At 48.7% G+C, this 13,936-nt stretch carries 15 protein-coding genes; 4 read left to right on the plus strand and 11 right to left on the minus strand.

Annotated features, from left to right (window positions below):
* Positions 1-475 precede the first annotated feature (475 nt).
* The 3 genes from ACWHYD_RS20075 to ACWHYD_RS20085 form a co-directional block, all read right to left on the minus strand.
* Entirely contained in the window at positions 476-1,192 is a 717-nt protein-coding gene (locus tag ACWHYD_RS20075) for a rhomboid family intramembrane serine protease (RefSeq protein ID WP_447963770.1), read from the minus strand.
* A 32-nt stretch (positions 1,193-1,224) separates the two neighbouring features.
* Positions 1,225-2,100, minus strand: a complete 876-nt coding sequence (locus ACWHYD_RS20080) for a DHHA1 domain-containing protein (RefSeq protein ID WP_447963771.1) — start codon at positions 2,098-2,100, stop codon at positions 1,225-1,227.
* 71 nt (positions 2,101-2,171) lie between these two features.
* Entirely contained in the window at positions 2,172-3,260 is a 1,089-nt protein-coding gene (locus ACWHYD_RS20085; RefSeq protein WP_447963772.1) for an LOG family protein, read from the minus strand.
* A gap of 255 nt (positions 3,261-3,515) precedes the next feature.
* Between ACWHYD_RS20085 and ACWHYD_RS20090 the strand changes: the two genes are divergently transcribed.
* Both ACWHYD_RS20090 and ACWHYD_RS20095 read left to right on the plus strand, forming a co-directional pair.
* The gene (locus tag ACWHYD_RS20090) at positions 3,516-4,607 is read left to right on the plus strand and encodes a tRNA dihydrouridine synthase (protein WP_447963773.1); all 1,092 of its coding nucleotides are present in this window, start codon (positions 3,516-3,518) and stop codon (positions 4,605-4,607) included.
* Entirely contained in the window at positions 4,608-5,246 is a 639-nt protein-coding gene (locus ACWHYD_RS20095; RefSeq protein WP_447963774.1) for a Maf family protein, read from the plus strand. It begins immediately after the preceding gene.
* Positions 5,247-5,438: 192 nt separating this feature from the next.
* On the opposite strand, the gene ACWHYD_RS20100 is transcribed toward ACWHYD_RS20095, so the two are convergent.
* The 5 genes from ACWHYD_RS20100 to ACWHYD_RS20120 all read right to left on the minus strand — a co-directional run bounded on the left by ACWHYD_RS20100 (position 5,439) and on the right by ACWHYD_RS20120 (position 8,825).
* Complete coding sequence (locus tag ACWHYD_RS20100; protein ID WP_447963775.1) at positions 5,439-6,221, minus strand: PCP reductase family protein; 783 nt, start codon at positions 6,219-6,221, stop codon at positions 5,439-5,441.
* Between the two features lie 49 nt (positions 6,222-6,270).
* Positions 6,271-7,191 carry a P-loop NTPase gene (locus ACWHYD_RS20105; protein ID WP_447963776.1) on the minus strand — a complete coding sequence of 307 codons (921 nt, stop codon included), beginning with the start codon at positions 7,189-7,191 and terminating at the stop codon, positions 6,271-6,273.
* Positions 7,192-7,380: 189 nt separating this feature from the next.
* Positions 7,381-7,674 carry a hypothetical protein gene (locus tag ACWHYD_RS20110; protein WP_447963777.1) on the minus strand — a complete coding sequence of 98 codons (294 nt, stop codon included), beginning with the start codon at positions 7,672-7,674 and terminating at the stop codon, positions 7,381-7,383.
* A 64-nt stretch (positions 7,675-7,738) separates the two neighbouring features.
* A complete protein-coding gene (locus ACWHYD_RS20115; RefSeq protein ID WP_447963778.1) occupies positions 7,739-8,128 on the minus strand; it encodes a hypothetical protein in 390 nt (129 codons plus the stop codon).
* Positions 8,129-8,219: 91 nt separating this feature from the next.
* Positions 8,220-8,825, minus strand: coding sequence for a 2,3-bisphosphoglycerate-dependent phosphoglycerate mutase (locus ACWHYD_RS20120; RefSeq protein WP_447963779.1), 606 nt, complete (start codon positions 8,823-8,825; stop codon positions 8,220-8,222).
* A gap of 93 nt (positions 8,826-8,918) precedes the next feature.
* Between ACWHYD_RS20120 and ACWHYD_RS20125 the strand changes: the two genes are divergently transcribed.
* Positions 8,919-9,809, plus strand: coding sequence for a hypothetical protein (locus tag ACWHYD_RS20125; protein ID WP_447963780.1), 891 nt, complete (start codon positions 8,919-8,921; stop codon positions 9,807-9,809).
* Here the strand turns inward: ACWHYD_RS20125 and ACWHYD_RS20130 are convergent.
* A complete protein-coding gene (locus ACWHYD_RS20130) occupies positions 9,806-10,507 on the minus strand; it encodes a DUF2628 domain-containing protein (RefSeq protein WP_447963781.1) in 702 nt (233 codons plus the stop codon). The genes ACWHYD_RS20125 and ACWHYD_RS20130 overlap by 4 nt on opposite strands.
* Before the next feature lie 58 nt (positions 10,508-10,565).
* Positions 10,566-11,270 carry a hypothetical protein gene (locus tag ACWHYD_RS20135; protein WP_447963782.1) on the minus strand — a complete coding sequence of 235 codons (705 nt, stop codon included), beginning with the start codon at positions 11,268-11,270 and terminating at the stop codon, positions 10,566-10,568.
* Between the two features lie 251 nt (positions 11,271-11,521).
* On the opposite strand from ACWHYD_RS20135, the gene ACWHYD_RS20140 reads away from it, so the two are divergent.
* The gene (locus ACWHYD_RS20140) at positions 11,522-12,196 is read left to right on the plus strand and encodes a pentapeptide repeat-containing protein (protein WP_447963783.1); all 675 of its coding nucleotides are present in this window, start codon (positions 11,522-11,524) and stop codon (positions 12,194-12,196) included.
* Positions 12,197-12,274: 78 nt separating this feature from the next.
* Here the strand turns inward: ACWHYD_RS20140 and ACWHYD_RS20145 are convergent, their stop codons facing one another.
* Positions 12,275-13,897 (minus strand): sigma-70 family RNA polymerase sigma factor, encoded by a 1,623-nt coding sequence (locus ACWHYD_RS20145; protein WP_447963784.1) that lies wholly within the window; start codon positions 13,895-13,897, stop codon positions 12,275-12,277.
* Between the last annotated feature and the right edge of the window lie 39 nt (positions 13,898-13,936).

Below are 13,936 nucleotides of genomic sequence, written 5' to 3' on the forward strand. Positions count from 1 at the left end.
CAGGCTGTCAATTACTTTCTTTTAAAATTTAATTTTATTTTCCATAGGGTCAAATTCTTCATTAAAAATCTAATCTTGAATTTGATTTCTTTCTAACCAAATGATTTTAAAATCCTTTAAGTAAATTTTGCATTTTCGAAGAAGTCTTTTTGGCAGAAAAAATCTTATTCCCCACCTCTAACATCATTTTTCAATGTAGGTTTGACAATAGATTCGCCATAGACATTGCATTCCAATTCTTTATGCCGCCCACACGTAGATTGATAGAAATATTAAACGCTATTATTTAAAAATCTCCTGAATGAGAGAAACTGATAATTCCATGCCCTTCCTCAACAAGGGGAAAGCCTTCGATGTTCAAACACCCAACCGATCCAAAATAGGTCAGGAGTAGACTCAAAAAAGGAAAAAAAGAATTCCCTTTGCTACAAAAAATCCACTCAATTTCATGTTCCAGGGTAATGAGCCAACTGCATTACCAAGAGACCGAAGAATTGGAAGAATGAGGAGGGTTAAAAAACCTGACGTGAGGATGCTTGAAAAATCCAATCAAAATCATTCCAACAAGAAATCCACCGATGTGCGCAAAAAAAGCGACTCCACCACCTTGATTTCCAAGACTCATGCCGCCACTTAAGACCTGCATAAAGAACCATAAACCCAATACCATAGCCGCTGGAACATTAAAGGTGCCGATAAATCCAAAAGGAATCAAAACCAAAACCCGCGCATGAGGATACAGCAATAAATACGCCCCTAAAATCCCTGAAATTGCCCCGCTAGCACCAACCATTGGTATGGTTGATTCGGGATCAATTAACGCATGACTGAAGGCAGCCAATACCCCGCAAATTAAATAGAACAAGACAAACTTTGTATGGCCCATCACATCTTCGATGTTATTTCCAAAAACCCACAGATAGAGCATATTCCCGATTAAATGCATCCAGCCCCCGTGGAGAAACATACTTGAGAGAAGCGTTCCATAGGCTGGGAGACTCACCAGCTCGGATGGTAATTGAGCATGCCCCAACACGACTGCAGGAATCGCCCCATACATATAGAAAAATGCTTCATTGCGTGCCATCGGGAGAGAGAGTTCATACAGGAATACCAGGGAACAGGAGACAATAAACGCCACAGTCACCACAGGCGTAATTTCAGTAGGATTGTCATCCCGAAGTGGGATCATGGATTCACCCTCAAGAAGCTTCTATTGAATTGTCAGAACTGAGCAGAGGCAGGAGAACAATCAGCCAGACCCAAAACGGGGTTAAGAAAATCCTGAGGATCATCGTCTAAAGGGATCGAGAAACCAGCAGCATGGGTGTGCCCACCTCCACCATATTTCGCCGCAATATCAGACACAGAAATCCCTCCGGTTTTTGACCGAAGTGAAAAATACCGGCGGCCATCTTTTTGATGCCAAATGAGGCAAAATGGATGTCTTTCAGAAAGATGCTCACCAATCTGGCTAGTTAAAACAGCTGAGTGAACAGCGGGAACCAGATGCCCTTCAAACGACACCATGGTGACTTCGTTTGCCATCTTTTCAACTAATGCCTTTTCGGATCGCAAAATACCTGTGCCCTCAACTTTTAATGTTTCAAATTGAAGAGATTCCCACCGTTCAAATCCAAACGGGTATGACGCCAGCGCCGCACTAATTTCCCGACTACAGGGAAGTTGCCACTGCCATAAATCCTTATCCTGCACATATTGAAGAAGCCAGGGAACCGGTTCCGTGTGAGCCCATTCCCATGCCAGGACCGCGCCACTGCGATTCATATCGAAATACGCAAAAGGCAAATCCTTCAGAGAATCCTGCGCGGTAATGTGATGATCTAAAATGTACAGACTGGCCACTTGATCCGCCAACTCCAATATGGTTTCGCGGTGATAACTAAAATCAACCATCACCACATGCTGGTTTTGCAATCCGTCCGGAGGGGGATTCCCATGCTTGACCGCCACGTAGCGAGCCTGTGGAAACCGTTTCCAGAGAGCCCACGCTGCCCCAAATCCATCCATGCAATCGGCGTGATACAACACCACGTCCGGTGGGTTCTGATTGGGCAATTCGTCAAATTTTATCATCATCACGCCTCTTGGACTGAGCTTATCAGTTTTCAATAAATCCGGACAAACCTTCAGCACACTTCACAAAATAACTATATGGCTGTTGCTCGCGCATTGAGCCAATCAATGCAGTGCCGAAGACGTCCCAACTCTTTCCAATTGAAATGTAACACCAGACGTGACAAGTGAGAAAGGTGGGGTTCATCCTTTTCCTCGGGCAACGCCGCAACTTGCCGAAACTCTCCATCGGTCAAGAGGTCCGAAAATTCCTGGTTTAACTGAATCATCTCCGCCTGCGTGAGCTGTTGATGAATTCGGATAACCATCATATCTCTCACCATCCGCAAAGAATGATACACCCGGAAAAATTGCTGAATTTCCTCAACCGCTTCCTCTGCCGAATACACGACTTTGAAGAGCGCTAAATCGGATCGATGAATAAACCCACGAGACAAGAGTTGTTGCTCCAAAAACTTCATCATTCTTTTCCAGTAATTACCACCAGGGGATTCGATACACACGACGGGAATCGGGTGGGTTTTCCCCGTTTGAATCAGTGTTAAAACTTCAAACGCCTCATCTAACGTCCCAAATCCTCCAGGGAAAAGGGCGACGGCATGGCTTTCCTTCACCAACAACAATTTTCGCGTAAAAAAATACTTGAGATGCACAAGCTTTTTATCATCCGCAATCATCGCATTCGGGGCTTGCTCAAAAGGCAGCATTATATTCACCCCAAAACTATTCTCCCGACCAGCCCCCTCATTCCCGGCTAGCATAATCCCTGGCCCGCCACCAGTGATCACCATAAAGCCACGTTGACTGAGGAGTTTCCCAAATCGGGATGCCAGCTTATAGTTGGGATCATCCACTGGGGTCCTGGCTGAACCAAAAATACTGACTTTTTTCACCTCGCGATATTGCCGAAATACCCGGAAGGCGTAGCGAAGCTCTTTTAAGGCTCGATGAAGAATCTTGACATCTATGACATCCGTATCTAAATCACGTAGCCTAACCACACTTCCTAGCATTTCTTTTAATAAGGCCGTCCGCACATCATTGTCAGGTCCTGTCCAAAGAGATTTGATTTCGCGTACAATCTCCTCTTCCATCACATTTATTTTTGCGCAATGGTTCACATCAGATGGCATTTCCAAAAATGTATTTTTACGTAATGACATCCACTACCCTCCAAATTCATCAACGACAAAAACAAGTATGTACCAACTGGGCTTTTCCAGAAGCTTCCCGTCAATGGTCGGTCGGCTGTATAAGAAGTAAAGGTGTAAGATTTAAAGGAACACCTAGACGTTTTCGGTAAAATAACCTCAGAACTCAAGCATCCGATTTCATTCGCACAGCTCATGACTCACTCCCCGCAAACCGTTTCCACACTATGGCGGTCCCTCCCTCAACCAATTATTGGATTGGCCCCCATGGATGGCGTCACTGATTCGGCCTTCCGCCATATCGTGGCAATACACGGGAAACCTGATGTGGTCTTTACGGAATTTACCAATGTCCATGACATCTGTTCCGGGAAACTTAAGGCCCTCGACAGCCTGCGATACTCGGAAGCGGAACGTCCCGTCATTGCCCAAATTTATGGGAAGGAACCTGCCTTATTTTACCAAGCGGCCCATGTGGTCTGTGAATTGGGGTTTGATGGGTTGGATATCAACATGGGCTGCCCTTCGAAAAATGTCGCTTCCTCGGGAAGTGGCGCCGGATTGATCCGCACGCCAAATCTGGCACTGGAACTGATAGAGATGGCCAGAAAAGGCGTCCAGGATTGGGCCGCTGGCCAGACCCTGGCCCAAATCGGGCTGAAGGCCAAAGCCTTGGAAGCCATCGGCCAGCTTCAGAGCGAGCTACACCACTCCTCAATTCGCAAAACCATTCCGTTATCCGTCAAAACCCGCATTGGCTTCGACCGGAATATGATCGAAGAATGGAGCTCCTGTCTTATCCAGGGACGCCCAGAGGTCATCTCCATTCACGGCCGTACGCTATCACAAATGTACCGGGGGCAATCCGATTGGGAGGCGATCGCCCTCGCCGCAAGCCGAATCCAGCCGCACGGCATTCTTGTCATGGGTAATGGCGATATTCAGAGTCTGGGAGAATCTGCTGTCCGCATTCGGGGATCCGGCGTTAACGGCGTGTTGATTGGCCGTGGCTCACTCGGCAATCCATGGGTTTTTCAGGGGATTCCAAAGATACGAGAAATGTTGCGGATCGGACAAGCCTGCATTCCACCACAGCATGCTCCAACCCTGGAAGAAAAATTCAGGATCATGATCCAACATGCCTCCCTGTTTGAACGGGTCCATGGGCCAGAGCGTTTCGTACGCATGCGCAAACACCTAGGCTGGTATTGCTCCGGCTTTCCCTACGCCGCAGCGATGCGCGCACAACTCGTTCGTACCCATTCCACAACAGATGTGGTCAATTTGGTCAACCAGTACCAAGCCCGTACTCTGGCCAACCAGAACCTGGAAATACCGGCCACCATCCCCGCCTCCTAAATGCCCGATCCTCACCTCATCCTGGCCTCCTCGTCGCCTCGTCGAAAAGAATTGCTGACCCTCTTGGGAATTCCCTTTGAGATCATTCCGCCCGAAATCAATGAAGAAGTCCTCGGCCAAGAAACACCCGCCAATCATGTCCGACGCCTGGCCCTTGAAAAAGCCCAATCCGTGGCGAGTCACTATCCGAACAGCCTCGTCATCGGCAGTGACACCGTCATTGAATTGGATGGCCAGATCCTTGGCAAACCGGCAGACCTCGAAGATGCCCACCACATGCTGACCCGCTTGCGCGGCCGATGCCATCTCGTCCATACCGGTTTGGTTTTGGTAGGCAAGGCTAAACAGATAGAGGAAACATGGGTAGAAACCGTCAAAGTCTTGATCAAGAACTTCTCACATGCCGACTTGCAGGCATACCTGGCGACACAAGATAGCCTGGGGAAAGCCGGTGCCTATTCCATTCAAGGAAAAGGAGCACATCTTATCGAAAAAATTGACGGAGATTATCCCACGGTCGTGGGATTACCACTTGGGAAGCTAGCTCAACTTCTAGAGCATGCTGGAGTTGAACTTCCCGTGAAGGCAGAAGCCATTTACCGAACAAAGCCATACGCGAATTGGAAGGATTTTGCTTAATCTTTATGCTGGGTTACGTCCCCGAGCAAGGGTGTCCTTTTGCCGAAACAAAAGGACCTCGTCGGCAGGAGCGAAACCCCGCACATTTTTGAAATGTAAGACAAGACTGGATTTCCACTTTCGTGGGAATAACAAAAAAGGCGACTCCTTTTCAGGAGCCGCCTTTGTGAAAACACAAATATCAATCGAGATTTACATAAATTTCATAAACTTTTCTTTGGCTTCTTCCATGACTTCAGCTGTAATTTCCGACTGTCCCCGCTCCTTGACCAGACGTTCGATTTCCCGCCGCGCCATGGGGCGAATAAAGTCGGGAATATTATCCAACCGCTGTTGCGCCTCCGGCGTCCACTTTATCCCCTCCGTAGAGGCATTCTTGGAATCGTCCATCACCTGAAGAGTCACGGTGGTAAAACCGCTCTTCCGGGCATAAGTCTCTACGCTGCTTTTGACCATCGGCTGCACAAACGATGGCAGTTTGGCCAGCTTCTCTTGGGCATCCGGCGACCAGATCAATTGCACTCCAGCCGAAGGGGCTGGGGTGCCTGTGGCGTCCGTTGAGCCCAGACCCATTTGGGCGACCATTGCCGAAAAGGGACATCCGCCGCCTTCCGAAGTAGTACCTGGTGCTCCGGCACTAGCCGGGGCGGCAGAAGCGGCTGGGGTCGAGGGAGCCGCGGCCGGTTGGCCACCTTGAATTTTTTCGTTCAAATAGGCGGCCATCTGTCCCATGCCAGCCGAAACATTGTCCTCTAACCCGCCCCGAGTCATTTCTAACGGTTTGGGCGCTTCGGTTCTCCCGCCCAACTGAACACCCAAAGAGGAGACCATCTGGGTCTCGCCGGGATTGGTCACCATCGAAAACCGCGATTGGCAGGAAGGGCATTCAAAAAACACCCCCAATGAGCCTTCAGCAGGTTTTTCGACTTTTTCAAAAGTCATATAGGTTTCGCATTTGAGACAAACAAACTTCATATCGTTTCCCTTCTGAACGTCGGCGAAGGCCAACGATCGCTTCGAGACGTTACACTTTCCCGTCTAAAACATGTTGATAATCCAACAATGTATGAACCTTTTTGGCAATGTCCTGATATTTCGCCGCAGTGGGATTGCCTCCATCCAGGATCGGTTCCCCCTTATCAAAGGTGCGGGCAAAATTCCGATCAAAGGGAATGCGTCCTAAGAGAGGCAAACCCAAGGCCTCACACATGGAATCGGTATCCCCCTCAAACAAGGGACTTTCTTCCCCGCAGGAGGGACAGCGGTACTGGCTCATATTCTCGACCACCCCCAAAATCTCAATACCCAGCTCCTGGGCATAGGCAATGGATTTTTGGACGACATTCGAAGCCACCTCGGAAGGCGTCGTCACCACCACCGCCCCCGCTAAATCAGGAATGAGTCCGGCCAGGAGGGGTGGCTTATCGGCTGCCGCCCCTGGGGGCAGGTCGGCCAACAAATAGTCCAATTCTCCCCAGACCATGTCGGAGAGAAATTCCCGAATCACATTCATTTCGGTCATGCCCAACCAAACCGGGCTGAGGTCCATGGGACCTTTCCACCGCACCGGAGCGTTTTCTTGTAGGAGAAAATCCATCGACGCCACTTTAATATTTAACGGACCGGTCGGCGGCACCGCCCCTTCCGGGGTATCCAATAAGCCCTTCCCGCGCATGCCCAACATTTGCGGCACACAAGGCCCATTAATATCCACATCCAGTAATCCCACCCGTTGCCCCATCCGCGCGAAGGCCAACGCCAGATTCACGGTGGTCATACTTTTCCCTACCCCGCCTTTGCCGCTCATCACCACCACCTTGCGGCGAATCCCCTTCATTCGTGCCATGACCAGTTTGGTCTGGGCCGAAATCTGCGCCACCACCTTGGCATCGTCGGAATAATGAAGTTTATTCAAAATCGTTTTTAGGTCATTTTGTTGACTCATTGTCGGTACCTTACTGTGACAGGCAATAGGTAGAAACCAGCAACCACGGTACCACAGCATTTTTTCCAGCGTCAAACCAGCCAAAACCATTTCCATGAAAGTCAGAAGTCCTAAATTGTCCAGAAAGGGAGCTCATTTAGGTTGCAACGGGAAAAGGGGCAGGAAGAGCGAAAAAAAGCAAAATTAGATTTAAGAAAAATCTTGTAGAAGGGTCACGCCAAGAAATTGCAAACGTCTGAAATATTCACTCGTGGCTTCATTTAGGTCAGGGACGAGAGATTCCAGCTCAGTAAGACAATCACGTAAGATTTCAATCCGTGCTTCATCAAGATGATGCTCATCAAGGTAATAGGTCAAACATCCTCCAATGACTGTATCCAACGTCATGAGTTGCCCTTCATCACCCCCTAACCCGTCCGGCCAATCCATAGATTGATGAACCTGCCAGGTATCGTACAGCTTTTCTCGATCAATATCTTTCATATGCCCTCAATATCATGATGCTTTTGGCATAGCCGCATCAGATTGCTCTTATCATTTCAACAACCTAGGGTCCTTTGCCCCAGCCCAACGCATCTAAGAGCAAGACAGAAAGGGTACATAACGCCAGGCCCCAGATGCGATAATCGATCAGCTCCCGCTCTAAGCACCATTTGACGATCCGTAACCGCCAACGATCCGATCCGGCATACAGGAAAATGCCCTTCGCAACCATACTCAAACCCACGACGATCCAAAGAGGTTGGTAGGGGATGCCTCTGGTTCCGAATAACAGAAGGATTCCCAATAGGGCTGCAACGCCGCCCCATTTTATAAACCCTGGTGCCACAACCAGCGACTGTCGCAAGGTGGCAATCATGCGTTCCGGGGCAATCAACAAGGCCACACCATCGGCCATCCACAACCCTGCAATAAAGAAAAGGAAAATGACGACCATGATTCAACCAAACAGATATAAAGCAATCTTCTCCGGCAAATGATGACTTGAAATTGCGCTTTAGAGATTTCAACAAGGCGCTCTAGCTCAATTACAAATATCGATGGTCGGTTACCTCCCCAGATGTGGCCAATTCATACCATAATGGCGCACCCGTCGGAATATTCAATTCAAGCACAGCTTCTTTTGATAATTGCTCCAATTGCATAACTAATGACCGCAAACTATTGCCATGGGCCACGATTAAAACCGTTTTATCTCCCAATAGAGCCGGCCGGATTCGATTTTCATAATAGGGAAGGACTCGTTCAGCGGTATCCTTCAGACTTTCACCACCAGGGGGAGGCACATCAAAGCTTCGCCGCCAAATTTTCACCTGTTGGTCGCCATATTTTTGTGCCGTTTCTGTTTTGTTGAGCCCCTGCAGCTCTCCATACATCCGCTCATTCAGCGCCTTGTTTTCCTCAATGGGAATCGTCGTCTGTCCAATTTCTTCCAGAACCAATCGGAGGGTTTCCTTGGCGCGCATCAACACCGAGGTAAATGCACAATCAAACTGAAAGGACTTAAGTTTCTTACCAGCATCGCGGGCTTCCTGTTCTCCTTTAGGAGTTAATGGGACATCGACCCAGCCCGTAAAACGGTTTTCCAAATTCCACTGAGATTCGCCATGACGAATTAACACCAACTGAGCCATCTAGTTTTCCTCCCTCGCTCCCTTTCGTGGTTGCCTCTTTAACATTGTTCAGTGACCTATTCTTGCTTGCATTGCTTGGCACCGAATCGTACCATGACCAGAAAATTTTTTCCCTGCTTTCGATACGATATGGTCTCTGACGAACATAAATTGGAACAATTCGCACGCTGGTGGACCGCATTGGCTGGCCGACATGGCGTCGCAGAACGAACAGAACAGTTTTTCCGCCAAGGCCTTGGGCCGCAAAACGCCTTGGATCGAGCGGCTGACGAAGGCGGTGATCTGGACTATATCCTATTTACACTCATCCGGCATTGGATTCCCGCAGTCCTTCCCCCGGCAGGACAAGAACGAACGGCCAAAAATGATTCTGACTATTGGTTGGAGTCGGAACGTATCCTCAAGGCTGCAGTCGGTCGCCTCAGAGAACTCAAGCCCGTCATTGATATGCTCACAACACCGAGTCCGCTAGCCATGCCTGCGGACTCCCCTCGATCGGAAGTTGAGGTCGAATTGGCCAACATGTTAGAGGGTATTGCAGAATTGGTGGGAGAGTATGGAGGCCCCGATTATACCTCAATCATCAAAAACTTTGACCCGATTCCCCTTCGCCAAACACAACCATTTAAACACAACAAGAAACACAGTGCGGAATTATGGGTAGTCTTTTTATTACGGGAACATTTTCGAAATTTGGGTTTGGGAAAAGATCGAGCGTGGAAGCTCATCGCCCAGATTGTTGATGCCGCAGATATTTTTCAGTCAGACGATCAGCCCTCCTCACCGGAAGCCCTCAAATCCTGGTGGACAAAAAATTGGCCCAGAACCTACACCCTCTTGACTGAAAAAGGCAAACAGGGGGACGCCAAATCTACCGCCTACCAATCTGATTATGATTGGTTTCGAGCCTGGTTCAATTGGCAGACCGCCTCAAATCAATCCCAGGGCCATCCAGCCATCAAGAATCCCGATTCTCTCTCTTAAAAGAATTTTTGAACAGGACGTCCTTCCGTTCCACCAAGAGGATCCTCAACCGGAGGCCCTTGAACAAGGGTCGCCGCCAGTAAACCAAGCATCAGCATATGCAGCACCACCCCCAACCAGAGGACATAAGGTTGTACTCCACCTTCCTCCTGAATCAGGTGAGCACGACCAGTATCATCAAGACCGGGCATCGCCATAATTCTCTGTACCTTGTCTTTCACATGCCAATAGTACAAGTAATTCGCGCTGGCCCCTGCCAATATTCTTGACACAATTCCCACCATCACATCCCCAGTCATAAATATGGCCAGAGCCGGGGCTACAGCGTATAACAACGCAAACAGGTACATCTTTCGATATAAAAACCAAAGAAACGAATCAAACAGGGCGGCGGGCCAGTTCCAACTTAACGCAAATCGTGGACCTTGAGGGGTTTCAATGCTTTCAAATTTTTCTTTGTAGTACAAAAAAGCCGACCGCCACACCCACCCGGTCTTGACGGAAAATTGAATGGATTTACTTGGACCGATGAACGTTTCCCACAATTGGGATTGAGTTGGAGGCGTCCTGGCCCCAGGTTCCTCAGAATTGACCTCTGGGGCAGTCTCTGAAGATGGGGAACCAAGCGCTTTTCCGCACTGCAAACAAAAGTTCGCGGTATCTGGATTCTCCTGTGAACAGGAAGGGCAGAGGAGCATAGTGGTCGGTTATAGCATCCCAACTACACCCACACAAGTTCTGCCTAACGGCAAAAGATCACTGGACAGCACCTGAATCCTCTTCCCCCACAATGAAAACTTCGCATTGAACGTTTCGACTCATTCTTACTTTTCGATCAAGCATGCCATACACCATGCGCTTAAGGTCACCAAGGGGCATTTCTGTATAGTCGAGCTCATGTATGCTCCAGGATAGGCCACAGTTATGACATTGCGGTGGAACACCTGAATCCTGAACACGAACCCTCCCCACCAATCGCTTCAAACACCTCCGACAAAATGGTCCCTGCACCATGGCTTGAACTTGATCATCTTCTACATCTTCGTTCGACACCACTCCTGCATGGAACCAAATGGAATCGCTGAGGGTAAAGCGAAGACCTTTCCACATGATCGACCTGGATCGGGGGACGGGTCCGTCCATGACAGAGAGTGAGTCATCAATGGGTTCGAGGCAATCAACAGGGGAGTCCACTTTTTGAAAACATTCTTGAAAATGTTGGTCGAATTTTTCGCCCGTCGTCTCTGGAATCTTCCTAATATGGTCACGCTGCTCAAGACGATAAAAACTTTCTTGAATGTCCTTCAGCTCTCTAACGCCTACCACTCCCAAGCCAGATCGAATACGATCAGGAAGTTCCTTCAGAATCTGCAGAAATGACCCATGCGCTTTCCACAACACCCACAGTTGATAGCCTAATAGCGCCACCACCGTCCATAAAACAAAAATGGTTAATTCCATCTCACATCACCACATGTTTAATTTTTGTGATATCCGCCAATAAAAAATTTTGGAACATCCTTCGATCATTTTTCATGCCCAAAGCGCAGGAGTATTTGTATACCATATTGATGTTTCCATGGTCCCTCCAGACCCGCTTTTTGGACTGGACCCTTGTTGTCAATTTCGCTAAGGTTTCATTGTGACCTGCATCCCATGGATCCCTGTCAATTCATTTTTCATTTTCTGTTGTCTTTTCAAGGCATCTCTTTATGGCATCAATTGAAGACCGTCCCTTGCAGCCTCCTCTCAACGAAGTTGAAGATGACCGGGCCCTTCTTCTCCACACCCATCAGAATTGGAGACGCTCCCAGCAGGCTGGAATCAAAAAAGACAAACAATCCGAGCACGAACAGTCTACCCACACAGCTCCACCAAGTTCCCAAGATTTTTTTCAGATTGACCTTCGCGAGGCCGATTTCCGCCACCAGGATCTTCGGAATGCCAATTTTCAGGAAGCCTACCTCCCTGGGGCAAATTTTGAGGGGGCGAACCTGCGCGGCGCAAATTTTCAAGGCGCGAATCTGCGAAGTGTCCGTTTCAGGGGTGCCCAGTTAGCCTGGGCAAATTTTTCACAAGCCGATCTTATATGGGCGGATTTCCAGCATGCGAACCTTCAAGGAACCGAGTTCCAGCATGCGACACTTCGCGGCGCCACATTCGTCCGTGCTCAAATTCGGGATGGAAACTTTTTTTGCTCGGACTGCGCTTGGGCAGATTTTCAGGACACTGACCTGTATGGAAGCGATTTTCAGCAGGCCAATCTTAATGGAACGACCTTCCTCAATGCCCAGACAGCGGGTGCTAATTTCAAAAGTAGTCTGGGTCACCACGAATCTTCAACGACTGAATCCTCCCCACCTCTCGGTGATTCGCTTTTTCCTTAATGGCCTTTCCTAGATTGTACCATTCTGAAATCAACCACCTTTGTGGTTCGACATAGCACGTTCACAAAAAGAATCGGCCTATCCTAGGGCTGGACCGGATGGTTGAAAAAAATTACGCAAGACCACATTTCGTTGGGGTTCACGCAATTTGGCTAACGCCCGTTCCTCAATTTGTCGAATCCGCTCTCGGGTCACAGAGAATTCAATGCCGATCTCTTCAAGAGTGGCATCCTCAAGCTCTCCAATTCCAAAGCGTCGCCGAATAATATGTGCCTCCCGAGGGGTTAAAGTCCCTAATAAGGTAGTCACTTTTTCCTGTAGATCCACCCGTTCAGCAGAATAACATGGAGAAACTGCGGCATGGTCTTGCAAGAGATCAGAAAGAGGCGACCCGTCTTCATCGCCCATAGGAGTCTCCAGCGACAGAGTACCTTTTGTCGCTTCCAACATGGTGGATAGTTTATCCAGAGGAATATCCACAGCGCCGCTGAGCTCCTCCAATTTCGGCTCACGCCCCAATTGTACCGCTAAACGTTCCATCGTTCGTCGCACTCGAGTAAGCACATCACACACATGCACCGGAATCCGTACGGTCCTTGATTGATCAGCCAATGCCCGGGTTACCGCCTGTCGAATCCACCACGTCGCATAGGTGCTGAACTTATAGCCTCGTTGATACTCAAAACGATCTACCGCACGCATCAGGCCAATATTGCCTTCCTGTATAAGGTCCAGCAAATCGAGACCTCTATTCACATATCGTTTGGCCACACTAACAACCAGACGTAAGTTTGCCTCCAACATCGCCTCCTTGGCGAAATGCAAACGGATCTTGGCTTGGTCTAATTGCCCAACCCGTGCGAGAAAGTCGGAAAAGCACATGCGCAAAACTTCTTGCTCCAAATATATGAGGTGTTCTCCTGCTTCCAGGGCCAAGCGATGGGAACTTGAGGTGGCCTCAATGACAGTGTTTCTGGCAGAGAAAGATTCCCGACCCATCCCCTGTGTTGTCTTGCCACTATTAAAGATATCTTGGGAGGATATTCCTAACCGTTTCAACACCTCTGCAAGTTGACGTTCGGTTGCGCGTATGCGGCTTTCTACCTGTTTCGTAAACGCTGGATGCCAATTCACTCCTTCAAGACTTTGCCATAATTTTTTTCTTGCTTGCACAGAGGTCGAAGCGCCATGCTTGGCTGTGGAGTCATTGTCCTTCGTCATCATGAATTCAACGCAGTGACAAAGATGACTCAGTTGCTGAATGACCCGTTGACGAAATTCTTCATCTTCTAGCTGCTCGGCTTGGATGTCTGGAATCTCAGGTTCTTCCTCCGATTCGGCCTCTACATACTCCTCTTTCTCCTTTTGAACAATGTGTTTAGCCACGATTTCGCCATTCATCAACCGCATGCGTTGCTCTTGAAGATAGCTCAACGTCATAGGAAGGGAATAAAGAATATCCAGCATACTTCGCCGGGCTTCCTCAATTTTCTTACACAGACGAACTTCACCATCACGGTCCAGTAATGACACTTGCCCTATTTCCCTTAGGTATAGGGGAAGTTGCTTGTCACTTATTCCTGACGACCTGTCCACATCAGGGGAGCCACCGCCGGACAAGACAGGGTGACGGTCCTGCTTTTTCACCCGTTTAATGGAACCATTCCAGGAAGGCTTCTGTTCCGATACCGATGGGCTCATAGCTGGTCTCCCTTCTATTGAACGTTCTCAGGTCATCTG

The sequence above is a fragment of the Nitrospira sp. Ecomares 2.1 genome (genome assembly GCF_965152585.1).